The sequence below is a fragment of the Roseovarius aestuarii genome (genome assembly GCF_019966515.1).
Taxonomy (GTDB): Bacteria; Pseudomonadota; Alphaproteobacteria; order Rhodobacterales; family Rhodobacteraceae; genus Roseovarius; species Roseovarius aestuarii.
Genome location: NZ_JAIMIB010000009.1, coordinates 103,252 through 126,791 on the forward strand (window position 1 = coordinate 103,252; position 23,540 = coordinate 126,791).

The window sequence follows — 23,540 nt, forward strand, 5'->3', positions numbered from 1 at the left end:
TCGGAGTCCCTGTCACGGGCGTTACAGTCGGAACTCGCTGTTCACCGCGCCAGTTTCAGGCGCGATATTCCTTATGCCTCAAGTGCCCGGCAATCCTGCGGAAGCCACCCGATATCGATCTGAGTGCCCGGCTCAAGCCGAACCTGATCCGGCGCGTTCCGGGTCTTGACGATGAACTCATCATTTCCGGCCACACGCAGGCGTGTGCGAAAGATGTCTCCCATATAGATGAATTCCAGCACTTCGGCCTTCAGCGTATGAGCACCTTGCTGCAAGCGGTCCTTGTTAAACTCGACCCGCTCGGGCCGGATCGACACACGGGTGCGTTCGCCAACTTGGCTGACATTGACCGGTTTGCAGTCGATCACTTCGCCATCATCCAACTCGACCAGCGCCTGATCACCCTTGATCTCTTTCAGTGTCCCCATCAGCGTGTTGTTCTCACCAATGAACTGCGCCACGAAACTGTTATCTGGCTCTTCATAAAGCTGATCGGGCGGTGCAATCTGCTGGATGCGGCCATCGTCGAACACAGCGACGCGATCAGACATCGTCAACGCCTCGGTCTGGTCGTGGGTCACGTAAACCGTGGTGATGCCCAGGCTATGCGCCAGATTGGTGATTTCGAATTGCATCTTCTCACGCAGCTGCTTGTCAAGCGCACCGAGTGGTTCGTCCATCAAAACCAGCTCTGGCTCAAAGACCAGCGCGCGGGCCAGCGCGATACGCTGCTGCTGGCCGCCCGAAAGCTGCGCCGGACGACGCCCGCCAAAGGCCCCCATCTCGACCATATCAAGCGCCCGCTTCACCTTGGCTTCGCGATCGGACTTACCGATCTTGCGCACTTCCAGCGGAAAGCTCAGATTTTCGGCAATGGTCATATGCGGAAACAGAGCATAGTTCTGAAAGACCATGCCGATGCCGCGCTTGTGCGGCGGGATGTTGTTGATCTCTTTCCCGTCCAGACGAATTTCGCCGTGGGTCGCGGTCTCGAACCCTGCCAGCATCATCAGACAAGTGGTCTTACCCGACCCCGACGGCCCCAGCATTGTCAGAAATTCGCCCTTCGGCAGCGAGAGGTTGAGATCTTTTACAACAAGCGTTTCGCCGTCATAACTCTTTTGCACACGTTCAAATTCAACGAACGCATCGTTGCTTCTTGGCTCTGCCAATTCGAGCTCCCTGTCTTTTTTGTTCGCGGCTTTTCCGCGTTCGGACCGAACTAAACCGACAAACTCGCTGCAATGCAAGCTCAGCGCGGCAATTTTCGCCGAATATGCGACGGCCTGAGGAATTTCATCACTTTCGTGGTTTGAGATGATGAAATTCGTAATTTAATCGGCGCGGCCGACGCAGGTTCTCATCGCTGATTCGTCTAAGTTCGCCTATCCGAGGACGGATTTGACCGCTCTTTGAGTTTTTTCGGATATTTCGTCGGCTTCATCTCGGGTCAGGCAGAAGGGTGGCGCGAATCCAAGGATATCACCCTGTGGCATTGCTCGCCCGATGACGCCTTCGGCGGCCAGGGCTGCGGCGATTTGCGGGCCAACCTTCTCGGCCGCGTCGAAAAAACTTCTAGTTTCTCTGTCTTTCACAAATTCTATCGCACAAAGCATTCCTTCGCCGCGCACCTCGCCGACATGGGGATGATCCTGCAATGCCTCGGACATGGTTTTCTTCAGATAACCGCCCGTTTCCCGATTATTGGCAATCAGGTCCAACTGGTCCAGAAGCTTCAGGTTGGCAACACCCGCCGCCGCCCCGATAGGATGCGCCGAATAGGTCCAGCCATGGCCGATGGGTCCGTTTTCATCGGTGCCCTGTTCCAGCACCTTCCACATTTTCTCGCTCACGATCGAGCCCGAAAGTGGCGCATAGGCCGACGTCAGCCCCTTGGCGATGGTAATGAGATCCGCCTCGATCCCATAATGATCGCAGCCCATCATCGTGCCCAGGCGACCAAACCCGGTCACGACCTCATCGGCCACCAGCAGGATATCGTGCTTTTTCAGCACCGCCTGAATCGCGGGCCAGTACCCCTCGGGCGGCGGTACGATCCCGCCCGTGCCCAGCACCGGCTCGCCGATGAAGGCCGCGATGGAGTCAGCGCCTTCACGCTCGATCAGCGCCTCAAGCTCCGCTGTGCAATGGGCGACGAACTGTTCCTCGCTCTGGCTCTGATCTGCGCGGCGGAAATAATACGGCGCCTCGGTATGCACGACCTGCGCCAGCGGCAGGTCGAATTTCTTGTGAAACAGCTCAAGCCCGGTCAGCGACCCGGTCATCAGGCCCGACCCATGATAGCCGCGCCAGCGCGAGATGATCTTTTTCTTCTCAGGCCGCCCGAGGATGTTGTTGTAATACCAGATCAGCTTGATGTTGGTCTCGTTCGCATCCGAGCCGCTGAGGCCGAAATAGACCTTGGACATGTTCGACGGCGCCCGATCCAGCACCATCTTGGCAAGGGTGATGCTGGCTTCGGTGCCGTGGCCAACATAGGCGTGGTAATATGCCAGTTCCTTGGCCTGTGATGCAATCGCCTCGGCGATCTCTTCGCGGCCATAGCCCACGTTCACACAGTAAAGCCCGGCAAATGCATCGAGCAGACGCACACCGTCGCGATCCTCGATGTGGCAGCCAGACCCGCCGGTGATCACCCGGTTTTGCAGCTCTCCGCGCGCGAATTGCGCCAGATGGGTTGAGGCATGAAAAAAGTTGTCGCGATCCCATTCCGCTAGTTGGTCATTTCTCAGCATGGTCTGTCCCCATAATCACAAGTGAGTCGGTCGGCGCGAAGGTGCACCGCCCGCCCCAGATCGTGTAACTGAAGTTGCGCAGAATTGCAGAAGAATCTTCTGCAACTTCTATCAAGTCATCAACCGATCCAGCGGCAGAGCGGCACCAGCCTTCACTTCCTTGGTCACGACATAGGTGAAATAACGCGCCAACCCGACATCGGCGTCCAATATCGCATCCATCAGCACCTGATACACCTCGATATCCCGAACCACGACCTGCATCAGATAGTCGAACCCGCCGCCCAGTGCCCAGCAGGCCGTTACCTCGGGCTGTTTCTGCACATGCCCCTCAAAGACACGAAACGCCGCCGCCGTGTGGTCGGTCAGTTCAACCGTCACGAATACGGTCATGACCGGGGCTAGTTTTTTCAGGCTGATCGACGCGCGGTAGCCTTCGATCACCCCCGCCTTTTCCAGTTTGCGCACGCGCTCCCAACAGGGGCTGGCGGACAGGCCAACCTTCCCGGCCAGCTTCGCATTGGTGATCCGCCCTTGCGCCGACAGCACCCGCAAAATCGCGATATCCCGGTCATCCAGTTTCAGCATGGTATCTCACAGCCCTTTGCAATCGCGTAGATAGGGCAGCCTTTCGCGCATCTTCCACACCATCTCCTGGATGATCCCGGCGCTGATCAGCACCTCATCTTGTCTGGCGACAGCCAGGTCCGAGCCATCCGGGGCCGCGATCCGGCTTCCTCCGAAGTAGGACGCGCCGTTTTCTTCGCCAGCGTGACTGGCATAAGCCAGATAGAGCCCGTTTTCGACCGCCCGCGCGGGCACCAGTTTTTCGGCAACCACGCCCCAATCCGCCCCCAATGCCGTAGGCACCAGCAGCAGGTCGGCCCCGCCCTGCGCTGCGCGCCGGACAATCTCGGGGAATTCGACCTCGTAACAGATGATCATCGCCACCCGCCAACCGCACACCTCGGCAAAGGTGATGCCATCACCCCGGCCAAAGACATCCTCTTCAAAACTTCCGGGAGCGGGCATCTGTTTTCGATGGGTGGCCAACAGCGCGCCACCGGCATCGTAAAGCGCCGCCGAATTGTAAATCCGGTCCGGTCCACGCTCCGGATAGCCATAAGCAATCGCGCACCCGTGGCGCTGCGCCAACGCTGCCATTTTGCGCCCGAACGGGCCATCAGGCGGCTCGGCCAGCCGGTCAATCTCCGGCCCCGCATTATATCCTGAAAGGAAAAGCTCGGGACAAACCAGCAGGTCAATATCCTGCTCTTTCAGATGCTCCTCCAACACCGCCAGCCGTTCCTGGGATGATCGACCCGCCGCAACGCACTGATAGACGCCCAGCTTCACGCGGTGCCCCCGGTCAGGCGCTGCGCCAGATGCCTGGCCTGTTGCAGCGCCTCTTCATGTTGCAATACATCTCCGACCTCGCGCACGCCGCAGGCCCGGATCAGCACGCGGCGCTGAAACCCTAGCTTGTCCAGCGCAGGCCCATACTGGTCCAAAAGATCGCCATAGCGTTCAACCCCTTCTCCCTGCACCTGCACCAATACGAACGCCTTGCTGCGGCCCAATCGCGAAGGGTCCTCAGCGGTCACGTAATCGGGCACAAAAAACGAAAAGAACCGGTCCAGCGCCTGTTTCAGCAGCCCGGAGATATTGCAGAAATAGATCGGCGAGGCGATCAGCACCACATCCGCCGCGGCGACCGCGTTCAGCACCGGGATCAGATCGTCCAGCAATCCGCAACCCGTGCCCCCGGTCTTGCACTGCCTGAGCCCGACGCAGCCCTGAAAGCGCAGCTCGCGCAGCGCGAAGGTCTCCACCAACGCCCCCTTACGCGCCGCCGCCTCGCAAAACACCCCGGCCAGCATGTCGCTGTTGCCCCCGGCGCGGGGGCTGCCCAGCAGGCAGGCGACGCGGGTCATGACGCTGCCTCGTAGGCCCGGCCCGTCACGGTGACATCGCCAAGCTGCACATCCTGTCCGGCCACGACCCGGGTAAAGACACCCATATCCAGATTGCGCCCGGTGATGGTTGTGGCGACCGGCCCCCGGGGTGAAACCCTCCCCGACAGCACCGCCGCCAGCGCCACCACGCTGCCGCCTTCGGCGACGATCCGATCCTCGTAATAAAGCGTCTGCATCGCGTGATAAATCTCTTCTTCGGTGACGAGCACCACCTCGTCCAGCAACTCGCGACACATCGCCAGGCTCAGCCGGTTCTGCATCCCGATCCCGCCGCCCAGACTATCGGCGAGCGAGGCGAATTCCGGCACTTCCACCGGCCTGCCCGCCTGCAGGCTGGCATGCATCGCCGCCCCCCGATCCATACTGATGCCGATCACCTTCACCTCGGGCCGGATCGCCTTGGCGGCCCGGGCGATCCCCGCCGCCAGCCCGCCCCCTGAGAGCGGAATGAGCAAGGTTTCGATATCCGGGCGCGCCGCCATGATCTCAAGCCCGATCGTGCCCTGACCGGCGATCACGTGAGGATCGTCAAAGGGCGAGATTTCGACGAAACCTTCCTCCCCCACCAGACGATCAGTCTCGACCTGGGCCTCGTCCTGAGACTTGCCGATGGTCCTGACCTCAGCCCCCAACGCCTTGATGCCATCGACCTTTGCCTGCGGCACAAGCTCTGACATGCAGATGATGGCGCGCATCCCGCGTTGCGCGGCGGCATAGGCCACACCGCGCCCGTGATTGCCGGTGGAAACGCAGGTCACGCCCGGCGCATCGTCCCCCAGCGCCGCCACCGCGTTCATCGCACCGCGCAGCTTAAAGGCGCCGATGGGCTGCATGTTTTCGAGCTTGAGTAGAAATTCCGTGCCGGTCCGCGCCGACATGAAGGGCGAGGGCACCAGCGGTGTCGCGTCCGCCACCCCGCGGATCACCCGCGCCGCGGCATGAATATCAGCCAATGTAACCTGCATAGCGTCCCTCCCGATCATCCGGCTCACTCTTGGTCAGCTATTGCGATACGTCAATCCGATCCGCGCCCATCGCCGGAAAACGACGCGCTTTGCCGCCTTTGTCGGGGCAGATGACCGCGACAGTGCCAGAATGAAACCCAGAACAAAGCCGCAGGTATGATATGACCCCCAAAGACCTTCCCTTCTCTCGTCCCGAATTTCAGCGCCGCCTGACCAAGACCCGCATCGCGATGGAAAAGGCCGGGATCGACACGCTTTTCGTCACCGACCCGTCGAACCAGAACTGGCTCACCGCCTATGACGGCTGGTCGTTCTACGTGCATCAGGGCGTGCTGGTCTTCCCCGATGAAGACCCTATCTGGTGGGGCCGCCGGATGGATGCCAATGGCGGGCTGCGCACCGTCTGGATGAGCGATGACCGGGTGCTGGGCTACGATGACAGCTACGTGCAATCCACCACCAGCCACCCGATGCAGGATCTCGCCGCACGGCTCAGGGCGATGGGCCGCCACACCGGACGGATCGGGGTGGAGATGGACAATTACTATTTCTCCGCCAAGGCGTTCGAGGTGATGCAAGCCGAGCTGGGCGATGCCCGTTTTGTCGATGCGACCTATCTGGTGAACTGGCAGCGCTCGGTCAAATCCGACGAGGAACTGGCCTTCATGCGCAAGGCCGCACGAATTTCCGAAAAAATCGTCGATGGTTATCTCGATCGGGTCGAACCCGGCGTGCGCAAGAACGAGATCGCCGCCAGCATCTTTCACGATGCGATCAGCGGCGTGGATGACATCTGGGGCGATTACCCCGGTCTGATGCCGCTACTGCCCTCGGGCAAGGACGCCTCGGCGCCGCATCTCACCTGGGACGGGCGCGAGTTTCAGCACGGCGAGGCGACGTTTTTTGAAATCTCCGGCGTCTACCGCCGCTATCACACCCCGTTCTGCCGCACGCTTTTCCTCGGCACACCCGGTGACGAGATCCGCCGCGCCGAAGCCGCCCTTGTCGAAGGGCTTGAGGCCGGGCTCGACGCCGCCCGTGCCGGCAACCGCACCTGCGACATCGCCAATGCACTGGCCGCACCGCTGACCCGCGCGGGGATCGAGCGGGGTGCACGCTGCGGCTACGGTATCGGTCTCAGCTATCCGCCCGATTGGGGTGAGCATCATGCCAGCCTCCGCGCCGAGGATCAGACCGTGCTGGAACCGGGCATGACGTTCCACTTCATGCCGGGCCTCTGGATGGATGACTGGGGGCTCGAGATCACCGAGTCGATCCTGATCACCGAAAACGGCCCGGCGCAGACCTTCTGCAACCGCCCGCGCAAGATGTTCGTAAAAGACTGACCGGTCGGCACGGGGGTCTGGGGGGCGTCCCCCAGGGCCTGCGTGGCCTGAACGCGGGCTAGGTCTTACGCCAAAGGCGTGCCGTCAGGAAACAGCCCCTTGAGGTTATTCATCTCAAGAGGCTGCCACATACGTCACGCGCAGCGCGTTCGACGCCAGGTCAGGCGGCTTTCATCAACCCGTCATCGCTCAGCTTCTTATGAGCAAAATCCAACGCCCTCCACGCACGCTCAACCAGCGTATCGACCTCAGATTTGGTGATCACCAGTGGCGGGGAAATCACCATCCGGTCACCTGTGTGACGCATCACCAGAGAATTGGCGAAACAGGCTTCGCGCACGACATACCCGGCGGTGCCCGCGTCAGCGGCAAAAGCCGCGCGGCTGGCTTTGTCCGGCGTCAGCGCGATTGAGCCCATCAAGCCCTCGATCACCGCTTCGCCGACCAACGGATGATCCGCCAGCCCCTGCCATTTCTCCTTCAGATAAGGCGCGGTCTCGGCACCTGCCTTTTCGACGATCTTCTCTTCTTCGAGAATGCGCAGGTTTTCAAGCGCCACGGCGCAGGCCACCGGATGACCGGAATAGGTATAGCCATGCACAAATTCGCAGGCATCCATCACCTTCGCCACTTCATCGCTGACGATCGAGCCGCCGATGGGCGCATAGCCCGACGAAAGTCCCTTGGCGATGGTCATGATGTCGGGCCGGATACCGAACGTCTGGCTGCCGAACCAGTTGCCGGTACGGCCAAAGCCACAGATCACCTCATCGGCAATCAGCAGGATTTCGTACTTTTCGCAGATGCGCTGAATTTCCGGCCAGTAGGTGCTGGGCGGAATGATTACCCCACCGGCGCCCTGGATCGGCTCGGCAATAAAGGCCGCTACGCGATCTTCGCCCAACTCATTGATCGCCGCTTCCAGCTCCTGCGCGCGCTCCAGACCGAATTCTTCGGGGGATTTGTCGCCACCTTCGCCATACCAGTAGGGCTGGCCGATATGGTGCATATCCGGAATCGGCAGGCCGCCCTGTGCGTGCATCGGCTTCATCCCGCCCAGGCTGGCGCTGCCCACGCTGGAGCCGTGATAGCCATTGTGGCGCGCGATGATCACTTTCTTCTCCGGCTTGCCCAACTCGGCCCAATAGGTGCGGACCATGCGGATATTGGTATCATTCGCTTCCGAGCCCGACCCGGCAAAAAAGGTATGGTTCAGATTGCCCGGCGCCAATTCGGCCAGCTTGGCGCTCAGCGCGATCGCCGGCACATGGGTCGTCATGAAGAACGTGTTGTAGTAGGGCAGCTCCTGCATCTGGCGCATCGCGGCCTCGGCCAGCTCGGGACGGCCATAGCCCAGGTTCACGCACCACAGCCCCGCCATCGCGTCCAGAATGTCATTGCCCTCGCTGTCGGTCAGGGTCACGCCCTTGGCACGGGTGATGACGCGCGCGCCCTTTTCGGCTAGCTCGTTATTGGTCGTGAAGGGATGCATATGATGCGCTGCATCCAGCGCCTGCAGTTCTGCCGTCGGCATATGGTTCGAGATCATGTTCATCGTCTGGGCCTTTCGCATACGGGAACGAGGGAAAGACGCGTCACGCGCCAAAAGTACGCGCCCAGAATATGATCAAATTATTTCTTGTCAATCGAATCAGAACGAGGCGACCGGCAACTCGAACGAGCGGCGCACCTGCTCCATGCCCTGTATCACATCTTCGCGAATGGCGCGCGCCGCACGTTCAGCATCGCGAGCATGCATGGCGGCTAGCATGTCCTTGTGCTTATCAGGCAAATTCTGTGTCCCCATACGGCCACAAACCACCCGCAATGATGGCCCGAACCGTAGCCACAACCCATCTGCAAGATCTGCCAGAATAGGGGCATCCGCAATCTCGTAGAGACGCTTGTGAAAGCGGTAATTCAGCTCAAGATAAGCGCGCAGGTCACCCTGCTCGATGGCCCGATCCAATGTCGCATCCATCTCGGTCAGCTCATCGAGTTCTTCTAACGAAATCCGTTCCGTCGCGCGCAACGCCAGATGAGGGTCAAGCCATTGCCTAGCAACAATTATTTCACTGATATTATCTGCTGACAACAATGGCACGCTGACCCGTCGGTTACCCTGGAACTCAAGCGCGCCCTCGGCAATCAGACGGCGGATTGCCTCGCGCACCGGGGTCATGCCCGCGCCCAGCCGATCGGTCAGCCCCTGGATGGTCACCGCCTGCCCCGGCGCCAGGTCACCGAACAGTATTTGGTCACGCAATTGCCGGTAGATCAGCTCATGCGCCGGAAGACGGCTTTCGCCACCGCCGCCGCTATCCGGTTTCCGGGCCTGTTTGTTCATTATCCTGCGGCCTTTTATATCGCCTCTAATCTCTGTCCTTGCGAGTTTAACGACTGCGTGGAAACATTACCATATTGCCAAACGCGGAAATTTTTGATCAAATTCGCGCGCACGGCAATAAACTTGCCGACCAACGGGAGAAAAACATGAAGAAACTGATTCTGACCACCGCCACCCTCGCCTTGGGCGCGCTCACCGCCCATGCCGAAGAGGTGCGGGTCTATAACTGGTCTGACTATATCGACGAAGCACTGCTCGAGAAATTCGAACAGGAAACCGGTATCGATCTGATCTACGACGTATTCGACAGCAACGAAGTGCTCGAGACCAAAATGCTTGCCGGCGGCTCGGGCTACGACGTGGTTGTCCCGTCGGGCACCTTCCTGCAGCGCCAGATTACCGCAGGCGCCTTCCAGAAACTCGACACATCGCAATTGCCCAACAAAGAAAACATGTGGGACGTGATCGAATCGCGCACCATCCAGTATGATCCCGACAACGCCTACTCGATCAACTACATGTGGGGCACCACCGGGATCGGTGTGAATGTTGGCAAAGTCACTGAAATTCTGGGCGAAGACGTGGCGCTGAACAGCATGGACTTGGTGCTGAACCCAGAAAACATGGAAAAACTCGCGGATTGCGGCGTGTATTTCCTAGACGCCCCGACCGAAATCCTTCCGATGGTTCTGCAATATCTGGGCGAAGACCCGGACAGCCACGATCCTGACGTGCTGGCAAAAACCGAGCCGGTTCTGGCCGCGGTCGCGCCGCATATCAAGAAATTCCACAGTTCGGAATATATCAACGCGCTGGCAAATGGCGACATTTGCGTCGCCGTCGGCTGGTCCGGTGACATATTGCAGGCCCGTGACCGGGCCGCCGAGGCCGAAAACGGTGTCGAGATTGCCTATAACGCTTTTGCCGAAGGATCACTGATGTGGTTCGACCAGATGGCCATTCCGACAGACGCCCCCAATGTGGACGGCGCGCACAAGTTCCTGAACTTCATCATGGACGCGCAGAACATGGCGGATGCGTCGAACTACGTCTACTATGCCAACGGCAACAAGGCGTCACAGCCAATGCTGGAGGAAGATGTGATCGGCGACACGGCGATCTACCCTGATGAGGCGACACTGGCCAACCTCTACACCATCACGCCGTATAACGCGAAGGTGCAGCGGGTTGTGACGCGCCTGTGGACGAAAATCAAGTCGGGCACCTAAGCCTGCATAATACAAACCCGTGCTAGGCAACTTGCACGGGTTTTTCTTTACTGCATTCAGGGGGCAGGAATGGGACAGACCGTATTTGAGCCGTGGAATGATCCGGACGCAAAACCGCTAATTCAGTTTAAGAATGTGACCAAGCGATTTGGCGATTTCGTTGCCATCGACAACCAGTCCTTTGATATTTACGAGCAGGAATTCTTTGCTCTTCTCGGCCCCTCGGGCTGCGGCAAAACCACGATGATGCGGATGCTGGCGGGGTTCGAGACTCCGACCGAGGGCACCATCCTTCTGGGCGGGCAGGACATTGCCCCCATCCCGCCAAACAAGCGCGCCGTGAACATGATGTTCCAGTCCTACGCGCTGTTTCCTCACTTAAGCATCTGGGAAAACATCGCTTTCGGCCTCAAGCGCGATAACATGCCCAAAGACAAGATCGACGCCCGCGTAGCCGAGATGCTGAAACTCACCCGCCTGGAACAGTTCGCCAAGCGCAAACCGCACCAGTGTTCCGGCGGGCAGCGCCAGCGTGTCGCCCTAGCCCGATCACTCGCCAAGGCGCCCAAACTCCTGCTGCTCGACGAACCGCTGGGCGCGCTGGATGCCAAGCTGCGTCAGGATACGCAGTTCGAGTTGATGGACATTCAGGAAAAAACCGGCACCACCTTCGTGATCGTCACCCACGATCAGGAAGAGGCAATGACTGTCGCCTCCCGCGTCGCGGTCATGGACCACGGCAAGATTATCCAGGCCGACACCCCTGCCCGCATTTACGAGATGCCCAATTCCGCCTATGTGGCCGATTTCATCGGCGATGTCACCATCATCAGCGGCACCGCCACACCGGCGGGCGACGGCTATGACATCGCCTTTGCCGAAGGCCAGCCAATTCTGCATGCCAAATCCGATATACAGCTTGCCAAGGCTCAATCCTGCCATCTGGCGATCCGGCCCGAAAAGGTCGCGATCACGGCGGAAAAACCCGCAGACGCCGCCAACGCGCTACAGGGTAAGATTCTCGACATCGCGTATCTCGGCAACCTGTCGACCTACCACGTCGAACTGGCCAACGGTCAGGTCGTGAAGTCGCAGACCGCCAATACCCGCCGCCTATCGCGCCGGTCTTTCACCTGGGAAGACGAGGTTTGGCTCTCGTGGACAGACACCGCTGGTGTCCTGTTGAAGGAGTAGCCCCATGCGTCGCGCCGCCCTGATCATCATCCCTTATTTCTGGCTTCTGGCCCTCTTTCTGGTGCCCTTCCTGATCGTGCTGAAAATCAGCCTTTCGGACACCGCGCTTGCCATTCCGCCCTATACGCCGACACTGGATTTCAGCAATGGCTGGCAGGGAATCAAGGATTTCTGGGCAGCGTTGGACCTTGAAAACTTCGAATTCCTGACAACTGACGATCTTTACTGGAAGGCATACCTGTCCTCGCTCAAGATCGCGGTCATTGCCACGTTCCTCACGCTGCTGGTCGGCTATCCCATCGCTTATGGTATGGCGAACGCGCCGGATCACTGGCGCCCGACGCTGATGATGCTGGTGATCCTGCCGTTCTGGACCAGTTTCCTGATTCGGGTCTATTCGTGGATGGGCATTCTCAGTAACGAGGGATATCTCAATCAGCTTCTGATGGGCATGGGCGTAATCTCCGAGCCCCTGACGATCCTCAACACCAACACCGCTGTCTATATCGGCATCGTCTACACCTATCTGCCTTTCATGATCCTGCCGATCTACTCGGCGCTTGAACGGCTGGATGCCTCGCTGCTGGAAGCCGCCGAGGATCTAGGCTGTTCGCGGCTCACGGCCTTCTGGCTGGTCACGGTGCCACTGTCGAAAAACGGCATCATTGCCGGGTGTTTCCTGGTCTTTATCCCGACCTTGGGTGAATTCGTTATCCCGTCGCTGCTGGGTGGTTCAAAAACGCTGATGATCGGCAAGGTCCTGTGGGAGGAGTTCTTCAACAACCGCGACTGGCCGGTGGCCTCCGCCGTGGCAGTGATCCTGCTTCTGATCCTGATCATCCCGATCATCCTCTTTCAGCGCAACGAGCAAAAACAGCGGGAGGCCGACGGATGAGACGCCTGACATGGTTCAACACCACCGCCCTAACGCTGGGTTTCGCCTTCCTCTACCTGCCAATGATCATCCTGATCATCTACAGCTTCAACGAGTCGAAGCTGGTGACGGTCTGGGCGGGTTTTTCCACCAAATGGTACGGCGAACTTCTCGGGAATGAGGCTTTCCTAAGCGCCGCCTGGGTCACGCTGAAAGTCGCGGTGTTCAGTTCCACCCTCGCCACCATTTTGGGCACATTGGGAGCGCTGGTGCTGGTGCGCGCTGGTCGCTTCCCGGGGCGCACCTTGTTTTCCGGCATGATCTACGCACCGCTGGTGATGCCAGAGGTGATTACCGGTCTTTCGCTTCTGCTGCTCTTTATCGGCATCGGGCTGGACCGCGGCGTGTTTACCATCGTGCTGGCGCATACAACCTTTTCAATGTGCTTTGTCTCGGTCGTAGTGTCCTCACGCCTGGTCAGCTTCGACCGATCACTGGAAGAGGCGGCGCTGGATCTGGGGTGTTCGCCGATGGAAGCATTCCGGCTGGTCACCTTGCCCATCATCGCGCCTGCGGTCATCTCGGGCTGGCTTCTGGCCTTCACGCTCAGCCTTGACGATCTGGTCATCGCCAGCTTCACCGCCGGGCCGTCCGCAACCACCTTGCCAATGAAAATCTGGAGCTCGGTCCGCCTTGGCGTCTCGCCGGAGATCAACGCGCTTTCGACCCTGATGATCGGCATAGTCGCCATTGGCGTGATCTCAGCGTCGCTGATCACCAAACGGGCAGCTTTACGCCAAGAGGCCGAGGAACGCGCCGCCGTGCAGGCATGACGCGGGTTTTCCCGACCTATACCTACGGGGAAGGCCCGCGCGAACATTGCTATTGGCCCAGTACGGCGCAACCGCCCGACAATCCCCGTGCCGAGGGCAGCCTGACCTGTGATGTAGCCGTGATCGGGGCGGGTTATACTGGCCTTTCCGCAGCTCTGCATCTGGCTGAGGCCGGGAGTGACGTGGTTATTCTGGATACGCATTCTCCGGGCTGGGGTGCGTCCGGCCGAAACGGAGGTTTCTGCTGCCTGGGCGGATCGGCCGCATCAGATACTATTCTGGCGCAACTCTATAGCGAACCCGCCCGCCGGGAATTCAGGGAAACCGAACTCCATGCCGTAAATCTGGCGGCGGGCTTGATCAAACATCACAAGATCGCCTGCGATACCCATTCCAACGGTGAGACCCTGATGGCCCATACCCAAAAGGCGATGGACGATTTCGAGGCACGGGCAAAAGTCGTTGAGCGTGACTATGGCGTTTCCCCCACGATCACCACCAAGAACGATCTGGCCACGCAGGGCATGAAAGGGCCGTTTTTCGGGGCCATCACCACACCGATCGGCTTTGCTCTCAACCCGATGAAATACGCCCTTGGTCTGGCCGAAGCCGCATGCAAGGCAGGCGCACGGCTCTATACCAATTCCCCGGTGCAGCACATCGACCAGCAATCCGGTTTTACACTAACGACACCGGAGGCCCGGATCAGCGCCAAACGGCTGGTAGTTGCCACCAACGGCTATTCCTCGGACGATCTACCCAAATGGCTGCGCGCACGCTATCTGCCGACGCAATCAAACGTCATCGTCACCCGCCAGATGACCGACACGGAATTGGCGGCACAGGGTTGGACCAGCCGTCAGATGTCTTTTGATGACCGGTTCCTGCTGCATTATTTTCGCCTGATGCCAAACAAGCGGATGCTTTTCGGGATGCGGGGCGGCTTGCTCAGCTCAGCCGCCGCCGATGCGCGTATGTATCGCCTGATCCGCAAGCATTTTGAAAAGATGTTCCCCGCCTGGGCTGGGGTCGAGACACCCTACACCTGGCAGGGCCTCCTCTCGATTTCCCGCGACCTGACCCCTTACGCTGGCCCTATCCCCGAAATGCCCGGTGCTTTCACTGCGCTCAGCTACCACGGCAACGGCGTGGCGATGGCCACCTATGCGGGCGCGTTGCTGGCCGATCTGGTGCAGGGCAATGTAACGCGGCACCTGCATCCCAAGATAATGCAAACCCCACCCAAACGCTTCCCGCTTGGCCGCCTTCGCCGCGCTACTATCTGGCCCCTTTACGCCGCCGCGTTGCTGACCGGGAGTTAAGTGGAGAAAGATCTTCCGCGAATATCTCCACGAAAACTACAACTGTTTTGTTACCTGTACCGAGGTGTTACTGTCAGATTACGTGGAAACAATCCCACGCTGTCAGCGCCAGAGAATCTGTGTTATTGTCGCCGATATAGAAACAAATCAAAGTTTTTTTGACCTTTATTCGACCTGCACATGATCCGATTCAGGAAACTGGACAGAATACCAGTTCGTACATTAACCTTTCTACGCCCGCCGGAACTATTCGGCATTCGGCCAGTATTTTTTTAGACTAAGAGGTTTTCGATGCGTATTTATCTCGCCGATCTCGGCCATAACCTTGTGACTGCCACGTCGGACACCTATCCGCTTGGCGTGGGCAATCTTGCGACATTCGCCAAAGCCTACGCGAAGCCAAAAACGCCGGTCGAGGTTGATATTTTTCGTGACCCACAAGAGCTGAAAGCGGCAATCGACAAGGCTGCGCCGGATGTCATCGGTTTTTCAAGCTATTCCTGGAACCATCATCTGGCCTTGTCCTTCGCGGATTACGTCAAGGCCGTCAATCCGGATGTTCTGACACTGATGGGCGGCCCCAACTTTCCTCTGACCGACGAAGAGCAGGACAGCTGGATCAGAACGATGCCGCAGATCGACATGCATGTGCGCGGCCCGACCTACGAAGGTGAACGCGCCTTTCTCAATACACTGCAGCGGTTCATCGATGTGGGCGAGCGGCGCGAGGGTTTATGGGACGAGGCGATTGACGGCTCGCTCTTTGTGCACCCCGAGACCGGAGAAATATTGCGTGGCGGCGAGGTGCCGCGCATGCGCGATCTCGACGAGATCCCCTCACCCTATCTTGAAGGGCTGATGGACAAGTTTTTTGATACCGGCCTCTTTGCCCTGATGCAGCTTGCCCGGGGGTGCCCGTTCACCTGCGCCTTCTGCAACTCGGCGGTGAAATCGAATTCCAAGGTCTTCCGCCATTCCTTCGAACGCACCAAGGCTGACCTTGATTACATCGTGGCGCGGATCAACCATGCCAGCCCGCTGTGTTTTGCCGACGATAATTTCGGCATGTATGTGCAGGACGAGGAGGTGGCCGATTATCTGGGTCACTTGATGGAACGGTATGACTGGCCGAAATATATCCGCACGACAACCGGCAAGAACCGGAGCGACCGGATCATCAAGGTGATGCGCAAGGCCAAGGGGCGGCTGCCGATGACGTCATCCGTGCAATCGCTAAACCCGGTGGTATTGAAGAACATCAAGCGCGATAACATCAGCCTCGACACCTATACCGAGGTCCAGAAAGAGCTGCATGACCAGGGCATGCAATCCTATGGCGAATTGATCCTGTGCATGCCGGGTGAGACCAAGGAATCCTTCATGGATGCGGTTGATCAGCTGATCGAATCCGGCGTCAGCCGGGTTGCCGCGCATCAGCTGATGCTGCTGCATGGCGCACCGCTGGCAAATCCCGAAAGCCGTGAGGAATTCGGCTTCAAGACCCTGCACCGGGTCGTTGCCAGATGCCTCGGCAAATATCACGGCCCCACCGTGGTGGAAACCGAAGAGATGGTCGTGGAATCCGAGAACTTTTCGTTCCAGGACTATCTGGACACGCGCGTGTTCCACCTGCTGCTGACGATCTTCTACTACGAAGACAATTTCGAAGAAGCCTTCCGTCTGGCACGCACCCACGACATCCGCCCATTCCATGTCATCAAGCACATGCAGGATATTCTGGACGAAGCCCCCGAAGCGCTGCGTAACGCCGTCTCGGGATATCTTGAGGAAAATCAGGCCGAGCTTTTCGAGACCCGTGACGAGTGCGTGGACTGGGCAGCCAAAAACTACGACGACCTGATTAGCGGTGAACTAGGCGGCAATCTCCTCAGCAAATATTCGATGATTGGCCGCTTCATCGTGCTGAACGAAGCGCTCGACTTTCTGAAACGGGCGATCTCGGATCTGCTGGGCGATGACAAGCCGGACGCACAGGAAATGCTGGATACGATTATCGAGTATTACAGCGCCATCATGCTGCACGTTCCTTTTGCCGATAGCTTGGAACGCGAACCGGTCTGGACCTCCCTCTTCGATATCGAAACGTGGAAAGCCTCGGATTTCAAAGGATCATTGAGCGACTACAGATTTGACGCGCCGCGCGACTTCCAGACCCAGGTCGATCCGCGCGTGAAGTCCACCTTGTTGTCGCGCATCGATACTTTCGGCGAACATGCGTCGGGTTTGGGCCGGTTCACGCGCACGATGTTCGCTACCGATTTCCGGCGAAAGCTTGAACAGGGCAGCCAGGCTCACGCCGCCGAATAAGGCGCGATCTGACAAGCTTGCCATCTCGCGATCGACACGCCGACGCGACAACCTGCTAGCCCTGGGGTGTCTTGACCGCCCGGGCCTGGCCACGTTTGAGGCCCAGTTGACGCTCTCGCCAGATGATGATGCAGCCTGCCAGAATGACTATCGCAGCGCCGATCAGCATGGTGCCCGTTGGCACTTCATTAAAGATGAAATAACCGATGACCAGCGCAAAGATCATCGAGGCATAGTCAAACGGCGCAACCACGCTTGCATCGGCAAACCGATAGGCCGAGGTCAGGAAAATCTGTCCGGCGCCACCCAGCAGGCCCGCGAGCACCAGCAGTGCCACTTCACCCGGCGTCGGCATCACCCAGCCAAATGGAATTGTTAGCAGCGACAGCGCGGCTGACGTGATCGAGAAGTAGAAAACGATCGCCGCCGTCTGCTCGACCCGCACCAGTTTGCGGATGTAGATCTGTGCCAGTGCCGCACAGACCGCCCCCATCAACACAAGCACGGCACCCACGGCCTGCGTCGTCTCCATCGTCTCAGACCCCAGCAAGCTGAGGCGCGGAGAGACAACGATCAACACGCCCACCAAGCCGAGCATTACCGCGCTGATCCGGAAAACGCCCACTTTTTCGTCCAGAAACATCGCCGCGAAAACTACCGTCAGCAGCGGCGCCGCATAGCCCAATGCCGTGACCTCGGGCAGGGGTAACAGGCCAAGACCGGCAAAGCTCATCCCCATCGCCAGGCTACCCACGAAACCACGCCAGAAATGCCCCAGCTTTGATTTCACCTTAAGACCTGTGCGTAATTGCCCTCGCGCGATCACCCATCCCAGAATGACCGGAATGGCAAAGAACGAGCGAAAGAATACAGCTTCGCCCACTGGCACATGATCAGCCGTCGCCTTGATCATCGACACCATGGTGATGAACAACACGACCGAGCAGAGTTTGAGCGCGATGCCTTTGATGGGGCTCATCTTGCGGCCCTCCTCCGCCCGACCTTGTCCAAAGCCGCAGTGAAGGTCAATCCGGCTTTAGCACGCGGGCCTGCATATCAGCTATGCGTCGGTTCGCGCCGCACAGCAGGCATCCACCACCCGCTGAACCATTGGCGCAAAATGGTCGAAACCCGGCGTTTCCATATCCGGATGCTTGCCGGCATCGTCCAGATAGCGCACGGCCACGATATCTTTCAGGTTCGGGTTCTTTTCGAACTCGGCAATCTCAGCCGCACTCATCGGTCCGCCTTGCAGGTTCAGCGAATGCACCGAAGCCTCGCTTAGCCGCGCGAAATATTCAGGCTTGGTCGCGCAGAGATACCGCTTGGCCGCCACGTGATAGCGCACGCAATCGGTCACCACCGAGGGGAAGAACTCTCCAAGCACCTCGGCGCCGGCCTCCTCGTGATACCGGTCCTCGGTGTCGGCCATGCTGAAGGTTCCGAATTCCGAGGTGAAATGCCCGATATCGTGCAGCAGCGTGGCGACGACGATCTCTTCGCGCTGGCCGTTCTTCTCGGCAATCGTCGCGCCCTGAAGCATATGTTCTGCCATGGTCACGGGCTCGCCCAGATATTCCTCACCGCCGCGCCGGTCGAAGATATCCGCGAGGAATTCAACGATATTGTGCTGCGTTAGTGTCTTGTCCGAACCGGTCATTCCGCAGCCATCCCCAGCTCCTGCAGCAGCGCCGCGTGGGTTGAGCGCAGCCCGTCCATATCTGCGTAGCACCCCTGTAGCCAGCGCGATCCCTCGCCGGAATATCCCTTGCGGGCATGCAGCACCCTTGTGTTGTTGACGATGAAGCATTCGCCGGGGTTCAGCTTGAACGTCACTTCCATTGCCGGGTCATCGATAATCTCGCCCAGTTGCCGGTAGGCCGCGTAGTAACCTTCCATGTCGGCATAGGGCACATCGGTGATCGCCGCCGCCGACCGGTTGTTGAACCGCACCGCCGTCAACTCGCCATCCGGGGCCAGTTCGATCATCGGACGGCGCGACCGCAGACAGACACCCCCCTCGCCCGCATATTCAAACCGGGCACAATAACGACTGAGCAGGTCAAATCCTTCGGGGTTTTCATCCCTCAATTTCAAGGCGCAGGCGAAGCCATCCACGACCATGTTTTCACCGCCCTCGGCAGAGTTTTCGAGGCAATAGAGGATCTGCACCGTGGGTACTGGATCGCGGTAAGGGTTATCGGTATGCGCCTGCAGGCCCAAGCCGGTAAAAGCCAGATTGGTGGGGTTCACCTCGGTGCGCACTTCAAAGTGGCGGCCATAATTGGTCTCGCGCACATAGCCAAAAAGATCGGCCACCTGAAACAAAGCGCCTTCTTCGACCGGCCCGCCTGTTAGCTTGCCGAACCCATAGCGCGCCACACCCCCCAGCCAGCTTGCCCGCGCCTCCGGGCTGGTTTGAACCTGTCCAAGATCAGCGAGCGGGATTTGATCGCTCAGCGCGCTATTCCAAATGCTGATTTCGTCACTAACCCAGCTTGAATCGCCTCTTTTGACAACATCATAGGCATGATCCGACAGCCATTGAAGATCATAGGCTATGCGGCGGTTCTCCGGCGCGAATTCGAGGCAAAGCTGCCCGTCTTCCACCGAGGCAGCCCTAATTTTTGTATCGATGGGAATATCCCTTAGCGCAATCAGACGCTGGCCGTTGCCGGGCGCGCGAGTCGTTTCGTCCCACGCGTTATCGCGCAACCAGATGGCGTGATACCGCATTACCGTGCCGGATGAGGTTAGCGCAATCGCGTGTCCGTCTTCGATGATGTCAACTGTGGTCATGGCCGTCCCGATCAGATGTCTAACACCTCCCAGCATGCGCCAGACGACGCGGACGAACATTGCAAAACACGACGCCCTACTATGCCTGAAAACGACAAATTCAGGTCATTCACCGTCGCCACGTTCCGCGAATAACAGGCTGGAGCCGCGCATGTCGCGGCTGGGCGCAACACCGAACGCCTTGCGATAGGTCTTAGAGAAATGTGACGGTGCCCGAAACCCGCAGAGCACGCAGATTTCCATCAGTGAAAGCTCGGTCTGCATCAGCAGGTTCCGGGCATTTTCCAGCCGCAGGCCCAGGTAGTATTTCTTGGGCGAGGTGTTCAGGTAACGCGCAAAAAGCCGTTCAAGCTGGCGGGTCGACATGCCGACCTGGCTGGCGACCTCGGCAGGCGGAATCGGATCTTCGATATTGTCCCGCATGATCTGGATCGCCTGCACCAGCTTGGTATGCCGAACGCCCATGCGCCCCGCCATCGACACCCGCTGCGAATGAGTCTCGGACCGGGGCGCGGTATAGATCATCTGATCCGCCACCCAGGTCGCCAGCTCGGCCCCGTAATCCGAATTGATCCGGTCGAGCATCAGATCCATCGAACTTGCAGAGCCGGCGCAGGTGAATACCCGCCCGTCAACGGTATAGATCGATTCCTGCATTTCCACATCAGGGAAGGTTTCGGATATTGCACTGGCATATTCCCAGTGCGTGGTGATCCGTTTGCCGCCCAGCAGTCCGGCCCGGGCAAGAATCCATGCCCCGCTGCTAAGCGCACCAAAATCCATGCCCTTGCGGGTTTCGCGCCGGAGCCAGTTCAGGACCTTCGGGGTGCAGCCCATCGCCGCATCAACCCCGGCACAGACAATCAGCGTATCGTTGCGATGCAGATCAATCAGCCCGGCTTCCGCCGCAACGCTCATCCCGTTCCAGCTGGTTACCGGCTCGCCACCCTCACTGATCAGCAGATACTCATAGTAGGTCCGGCTGCCACCGGCAAACCGGTTGGCCAGCGCCAGCGTTTCCTGCGCGCAGGTCAAGCCCAGAGGCGAAAACCCCGGGATCAGCAAAAAGACATATCGCTTTGGCCTGTCTTCTGAACTCACCCCCAGGGCTCCTCCGTTGTCAGGCGCGCATATTGGCCCCGTTCGCATCATAAAGCGGCACGCCCTGGATTTCGGCGTCATGCATTTCGCCCAGGATCTCTACCCGTACCTTTGTACCGCCCTTGGCCAATTCCGACGGAACATATCCCATAGCGACAGATTTTCCAACGTGATGCGCATACCCGCCCGAGCTTACATAGCCCACAGCGGCGCCTTCATGCAAAATGGCTTCGTCATTGCTGACATCAATGCCATCGACATCAATCACCAGCGTCACCAGCCTGTTTGCCGGTCCTTCTGCCCGCTGCTTTTCTGCGGCTGCTTTGCCGATGAACTCTTTCTTCCAGTTGATGAAGGCATCAAGACCGGATTCCGCTGCCGTGAAATCGGGCCGGAAATCCAGCGCCCACACACCCCAGCTTTTTTCCAAACGCATGCTCATCAGCGCCCGCGCGCCGTACCAGCGCAGGCCAAGATCGGCACCCGCCTCTTCAACCGCCGCGCTCAGGCGCAACAGGTATTGCGGCTTGCAGTAGATCTCGTATCCCAGTTCGCCGGAAAAACTGATCCGGTTCAGGATCACCGGCACATCGCCCACGTAACACTGATCCAGATCGCGGAACTTAAACGCCTCGGCGCTTACATCCTTGCGGGTGATCTGTTGCAGCAACGCGCGGGATTTCGGACCGCTCAGCGCGATACCGTGCCAGTCATCGCTGACATTTTCATAGGTCACACCCGTCGGCAGTTGGCTCTCGAACCAACGGCGATGTGCCTCTTGCATTGCCCCAGACCCGAACAGCATGAAATGCTGCTCGCCCAGGCAAGCCACCGTCAGATCCCCATATAACTTGCCCTTTTCGGTCAGCATTGGCGTCAGGGTCAATCGGCCCGGTTTCGGCACGTATCCGGCAAGAACAGTGTCTAGAAATGCTCGCGCGCCGGGACCTTTGAACTCGTGTTTGGCAAAGTTGGCGACTTCGATCGCGCCCACGGCTTCGCGCACGGCTTTGACCTCGCGCGCGACGTAATCGAAGGACCGGTTGCGGCGGAAGGTCGGTTCCTCGTGGGCGTCATCTGCCCCATCAGCAAACCAGAGCGCGTTTTCCAGACCAAAGCCCTGATCCATCACCGCACCGTTGGCGACCAGCCGGTCATAAAGCGCCGTTGTCTTTTGCATGCGCCCCTTGGGCAAGGTTTCATTCGGGAAGGTCATCACGAAGCGGCGTTCGTAATTTTCGGTCGATTTAACCGTGCCCCAATCCGGGCTAGCCCAATCGCCGAACCGCGCCACGTCCATCGCCCAGACGTCAATGCTGGGTTCGCCGTCGATCATCCACTCGGCCATGGTCAGACCGACACCGCCGCCCTGGCAGAACCCGGCCATCACCCCCACGGCGCACCAGTAATTCTTCATCCCCGGCACCGGCCCGATCATCGGGTTGCCATCGGGGCCAAAGGTGAAGGGTCCGTTGATCGCATCCTTGATGCCCGCATTGGCAAGCGCCGGAATACGTTCAAAACCCAGCTCCAACCGGTCGGCGATGCGTTCAAGATCAGGCTGCAACAGCTCATGGCCGAAATCCCACGGCGTGCCGCCTACTTTCCACGGCGTGCCTTTGGGTTCATAGGTGCCCAATAGCATGCCCTGCCGTTCCTGCCGGAAATAGATATTGGCCTCATAGTCGATACCACAGGGCAACCGATCCTTGCGGGCGGCGATCTCGGGGATCGCCTCGGTGATCAGATAATGATGTTCCATCGGTTGTACCGGCAAGTTGACGCCCTGCATGTGGCCCACTTCCCGTGCCCAAAGCCCCCCGCAATTGACGATATGCTCGGCATTGATCACTCCCTTCGGCGTGGTCACATCCCAACTGCCATCGGCGCGCTGTTTCGTCTCTGTTACGCCGCAATGAGTGAAATATTGCGCCCCATGCACCTTGGCCGCCTTTGCAAAAGCATAGGTGGCGCCGCTCGGGTCCAGATCGCCGTCCTGATCATCCCACAGCGCTGCAAGATAATGCTTGGGATCAATCAGCGGATGCCGTTCGGCCAGCTCCTTGGGGCTGATGAACTCCTGGTTCAGGCCCATATACCTCGCTTTTGACCGTTCGCGCTTGAGGTAGTCATACCAGGTCTGGTTCGACGCCAGATAAAAACCGCCGGTCATATGCAGACCGACGGAATGGCCGCTGGTTTCCTCGATCTCTTTATAAAGGTCGATCGTGTAACCCTGAAGTCGGCTGATATTGGGGTCACTGCTGATCGTATGGATTTGTCCCGCCGCGTGCCAGCTTGACCCGCTGGTCAATTCGTCCCGTTCCAGCAGCACGACGTCTTTCCAGCCGAATTTGGCCAGATGGAACAGGATCGAGCAGCCGACCACGCCGCCCCCGATCACCACCACCTTGGCGTGGCTCGGCAGCTTTTTCCCGCCAACGTCGCCCTCTTTCTGAACTTCAGGCAT

20 protein-coding genes are annotated in these 23,540 nt (G+C 59.0%); 7 read left to right on the top strand and 13 right to left on the bottom strand.

The annotated features are described in order from the left end of the window. Nucleotides 1–71 precede the first annotated feature (71 nt). The 6 genes from LC334_RS12455 to eutB all read right to left on the bottom strand — a co-directional run bounded on the left by LC334_RS12455 (nt 72) and on the right by eutB (nt 5,697). Nucleotides 72–1,172 carry an ABC transporter ATP-binding protein gene (locus tag LC334_RS12455; RefSeq protein ID WP_085801103.1) on the bottom strand — a complete coding sequence of 367 codons (1,101 nt, stop codon included), beginning with the start codon at nt 1,170–1,172 and terminating at the stop codon, nt 72–74. 213 nt (nt 1,173–1,385) lie between these two features. After that, nucleotides 1,386–2,756 carry an aspartate aminotransferase family protein gene (locus LC334_RS12460; protein WP_085801009.1) on the bottom strand — a complete coding sequence of 457 codons (1,371 nt, stop codon included), beginning with the start codon at nt 2,754–2,756 and terminating at the stop codon, nt 1,386–1,388. Nucleotides 2,757–2,867: 111 nt separating this feature from the next. Further along, the gene (locus tag LC334_RS12465; protein ID WP_085801102.1) at nt 2,868–3,341 is read right to left on the bottom strand and encodes an Lrp/AsnC family transcriptional regulator; all 474 of its coding nucleotides are present in this window, start codon (nt 3,339–3,341) and stop codon (nt 2,868–2,870) included. A 9-nt stretch (nt 3,342–3,350) separates the two neighbouring features. Beyond that, on the bottom strand, nt 3,351–4,112 hold the full coding sequence (locus tag LC334_RS12470; protein WP_085801008.1) for a carbon-nitrogen hydrolase family protein: 762 nt from the start codon (nt 4,110–4,112) through the stop codon (nt 3,351–3,353). Beyond that, nucleotides 4,109–4,690, bottom strand: a complete 582-nt coding sequence (locus LC334_RS12475) for a flavodoxin family protein (RefSeq protein ID WP_085801007.1) — start codon at nt 4,688–4,690, stop codon at nt 4,109–4,111. The genes LC334_RS12470 and LC334_RS12475 overlap by 4 nt, the downstream gene beginning before the upstream one ends. Further along, nucleotides 4,687–5,697 carry a hydroxyectoine utilization dehydratase EutB gene (gene eutB / locus LC334_RS12480; RefSeq protein ID WP_085801101.1) on the bottom strand — a complete coding sequence of 337 codons (1,011 nt, stop codon included), beginning with the start codon at nt 5,695–5,697 and terminating at the stop codon, nt 4,687–4,689. The genes LC334_RS12475 and eutB overlap by 4 nt, the downstream gene beginning before the upstream one ends. 161 nt (nt 5,698–5,858) lie before the next feature. Here eutB and LC334_RS12485 point away from each other — a divergent pair, with 161 nt between their 5' ends. After that, complete coding sequence (locus tag LC334_RS12485; RefSeq protein ID WP_085801006.1) at nt 5,859–7,043, top strand: M24 family metallopeptidase; 1,185 nt, start codon at nt 5,859–5,861, stop codon at nt 7,041–7,043. 160 nt (nt 7,044–7,203) lie between these two features. Here LC334_RS12485 and LC334_RS12490 read toward each other — a convergent pair whose 3' ends face one another. Beyond that, nucleotides 7,204–8,598 carry an aspartate aminotransferase family protein gene (locus LC334_RS12490; RefSeq protein ID WP_085801100.1) on the bottom strand — a complete coding sequence of 465 codons (1,395 nt, stop codon included), beginning with the start codon at nt 8,596–8,598 and terminating at the stop codon, nt 7,204–7,206. 96 nt (nt 8,599–8,694) lie between these two features. After that, nucleotides 8,695–9,390 (bottom strand): GntR family transcriptional regulator, encoded by a 696-nt coding sequence (locus LC334_RS12495; RefSeq protein ID WP_085801005.1) that lies wholly within the window; start codon nt 9,388–9,390, stop codon nt 8,695–8,697. A gap of 146 nt (nt 9,391–9,536) precedes the next feature. On the opposite strand from LC334_RS12495, the gene LC334_RS12500 reads away from it, so the two are divergent. The 6 genes from LC334_RS12500 to LC334_RS12525 all read left to right on the top strand — a co-directional run bounded on the left by LC334_RS12500 (nt 9,537) and on the right by LC334_RS12525 (nt 17,170). After that, on the top strand, nt 9,537–10,619 hold the full coding sequence (locus tag LC334_RS12500) for a polyamine ABC transporter substrate-binding protein (RefSeq protein WP_085801099.1): 1,083 nt from the start codon (nt 9,537–9,539) through the stop codon (nt 10,617–10,619). Nucleotides 10,620–10,688: 69 nt separating this feature from the next. Continuing rightward, nucleotides 10,689–11,813, top strand: coding sequence for an ABC transporter ATP-binding protein (locus tag LC334_RS12505; RefSeq protein WP_085801004.1), 1,125 nt, complete (start codon nt 10,689–10,691; stop codon nt 11,811–11,813). A 4-nt stretch (nt 11,814–11,817) separates the two neighbouring features. Beyond that, complete coding sequence (locus LC334_RS12510) at nt 11,818–12,708, top strand: ABC transporter permease subunit (protein WP_085801003.1); 891 nt, start codon at nt 11,818–11,820, stop codon at nt 12,706–12,708. Next, nucleotides 12,705–13,520, top strand: a complete 816-nt coding sequence (locus LC334_RS12515) for an ABC transporter permease (RefSeq protein ID WP_085801002.1) — start codon at nt 12,705–12,707, stop codon at nt 13,518–13,520. Before LC334_RS12510 ends, LC334_RS12515 begins: the two co-directional genes overlap by 4 nt. Beyond that, the gene (locus LC334_RS12520) at nt 13,517–14,842 is read left to right on the top strand and encodes an NAD(P)/FAD-dependent oxidoreductase (protein ID WP_085801001.1); all 1,326 of its coding nucleotides are present in this window, start codon (nt 13,517–13,519) and stop codon (nt 14,840–14,842) included. Before LC334_RS12515 ends, LC334_RS12520 begins: the two co-directional genes overlap by 4 nt. Nucleotides 14,843–15,133: 291 nt before the next feature. Then, complete coding sequence (locus tag LC334_RS12525) at nt 15,134–17,170, top strand: B12-binding domain-containing radical SAM protein (protein ID WP_085801000.1); 2,037 nt, start codon at nt 15,134–15,136, stop codon at nt 17,168–17,170. Between the two features lie 55 nt (nt 17,171–17,225). On the opposite strand, the gene LC334_RS12530 is transcribed toward LC334_RS12525, so the two are convergent. The 5 genes from LC334_RS12530 to LC334_RS12550 all read right to left on the bottom strand — a co-directional run bounded on the left by LC334_RS12530 (nt 17,226) and on the right by LC334_RS12550 (nt 23,540). Beyond that, nucleotides 17,226–18,149, bottom strand: coding sequence for a DMT family transporter (locus tag LC334_RS12530; protein ID WP_085800999.1), 924 nt, complete (start codon nt 18,147–18,149; stop codon nt 17,226–17,228). Between the two features lie 81 nt (nt 18,150–18,230). Next, nucleotides 18,231–18,830 (bottom strand): (R)-1-hydroxy-2-trimethylaminoethylphosphonate oxygenase, encoded by a 600-nt coding sequence (gene tmpB / locus LC334_RS12535; protein WP_085800998.1) that lies wholly within the window; start codon nt 18,828–18,830, stop codon nt 18,231–18,233. Further along, entirely contained in the window at nt 18,827–19,969 is a 1,143-nt protein-coding gene (gene tmpA, locus LC334_RS12540; RefSeq protein ID WP_085801098.1) for a 2-trimethylaminoethylphosphonate dioxygenase, read from the bottom strand. The genes tmpB and tmpA overlap by 4 nt, the downstream gene beginning before the upstream one ends. A gap of 105 nt (nt 19,970–20,074) precedes the next feature. After that, on the bottom strand, nt 20,075–21,070 hold the full coding sequence (locus LC334_RS12545) for a GlxA family transcriptional regulator (RefSeq protein ID WP_223412971.1): 996 nt from the start codon (nt 21,068–21,070) through the stop codon (nt 20,075–20,077). 19 nt (nt 21,071–21,089) lie between these two features. Further along, nucleotides 21,090–23,540, bottom strand: coding sequence for a GcvT family protein (locus LC334_RS12550; protein ID WP_085800997.1), 2,451 nt, complete (start codon nt 23,538–23,540; stop codon nt 21,090–21,092).

Bases quoted from the DNA above. Each gene is read 5' to 3' on its own strand.
- LC334_RS12505 (WP_085801004.1), top strand. From the start codon at position 10,689: ATGGGACAGACCGTATTTGAGCCGTGGAATGATCCGGACGCAAAACCG.
- eutB (WP_085801101.1), bottom strand. From the start codon at position 5,697: ATGCAGGTTACATTGGCTGATATTCATGCCGCGGCGCGGGTGATCCGC.
- tmpB (WP_085800998.1), bottom strand. From the start codon at position 18,830: ATGACCGGTTCGGACAAGACACTAACGCAGCACAATATCGTTGAATTC.
- LC334_RS12500 (WP_085801099.1), top strand. From the start codon at position 9,537: ATGAAGAAACTGATTCTGACCACCGCCACCCTCGCCTTGGGCGCGCTC.
- LC334_RS12485 (WP_085801006.1), top strand. From the start codon at position 5,859: ATGACCCCCAAAGACCTTCCCTTCTCTCGTCCCGAATTTCAGCGCCGC.
- LC334_RS12550 (WP_085800997.1), bottom strand. From the start codon at position 23,540: ATGCCTGAAGTTCAGAAAGAGGGCGACGTTGGCGGGAAAAAGCTGCCG.
- LC334_RS12510 (WP_085801003.1), top strand. From the start codon at position 11,818: ATGCGTCGCGCCGCCCTGATCATCATCCCTTATTTCTGGCTTCTGGCC.
- tmpA (WP_085801098.1), bottom strand. From the start codon at position 19,969: ATGACCACAGTTGACATCATCGAAGACGGACACGCGATTGCGCTAACC.
- LC334_RS12460 (WP_085801009.1), bottom strand. From the start codon at position 2,756: ATGCTGAGAAATGACCAACTAGCGGAATGGGATCGCGACAACTTTTTT.
- LC334_RS12530 (WP_085800999.1), bottom strand. From the start codon at position 18,149: ATGAGCCCCATCAAAGGCATCGCGCTCAAACTCTGCTCGGTCGTGTTG.
- LC334_RS12515 (WP_085801002.1), top strand. From the start codon at position 12,705: ATGAGACGCCTGACATGGTTCAACACCACCGCCCTAACGCTGGGTTTC.
- LC334_RS12525 (WP_085801000.1), top strand. From the start codon at position 15,134: ATGCGTATTTATCTCGCCGATCTCGGCCATAACCTTGTGACTGCCACG.
- LC334_RS12490 (WP_085801100.1), bottom strand. From the start codon at position 8,598: ATGAACATGATCTCGAACCATATGCCGACGGCAGAACTGCAGGCGCTG.
- LC334_RS12520 (WP_085801001.1), top strand. From the start codon at position 13,517: ATGACGCGGGTTTTCCCGACCTATACCTACGGGGAAGGCCCGCGCGAA.
- LC334_RS12495 (WP_085801005.1), bottom strand. From the start codon at position 9,390: ATGAACAAACAGGCCCGGAAACCGGATAGCGGCGGCGGTGGCGAAAGC.
- LC334_RS12475 (WP_085801007.1), bottom strand. From the start codon at position 4,690: ATGACCCGCGTCGCCTGCCTGCTGGGCAGCCCCCGCGCCGGGGGCAAC.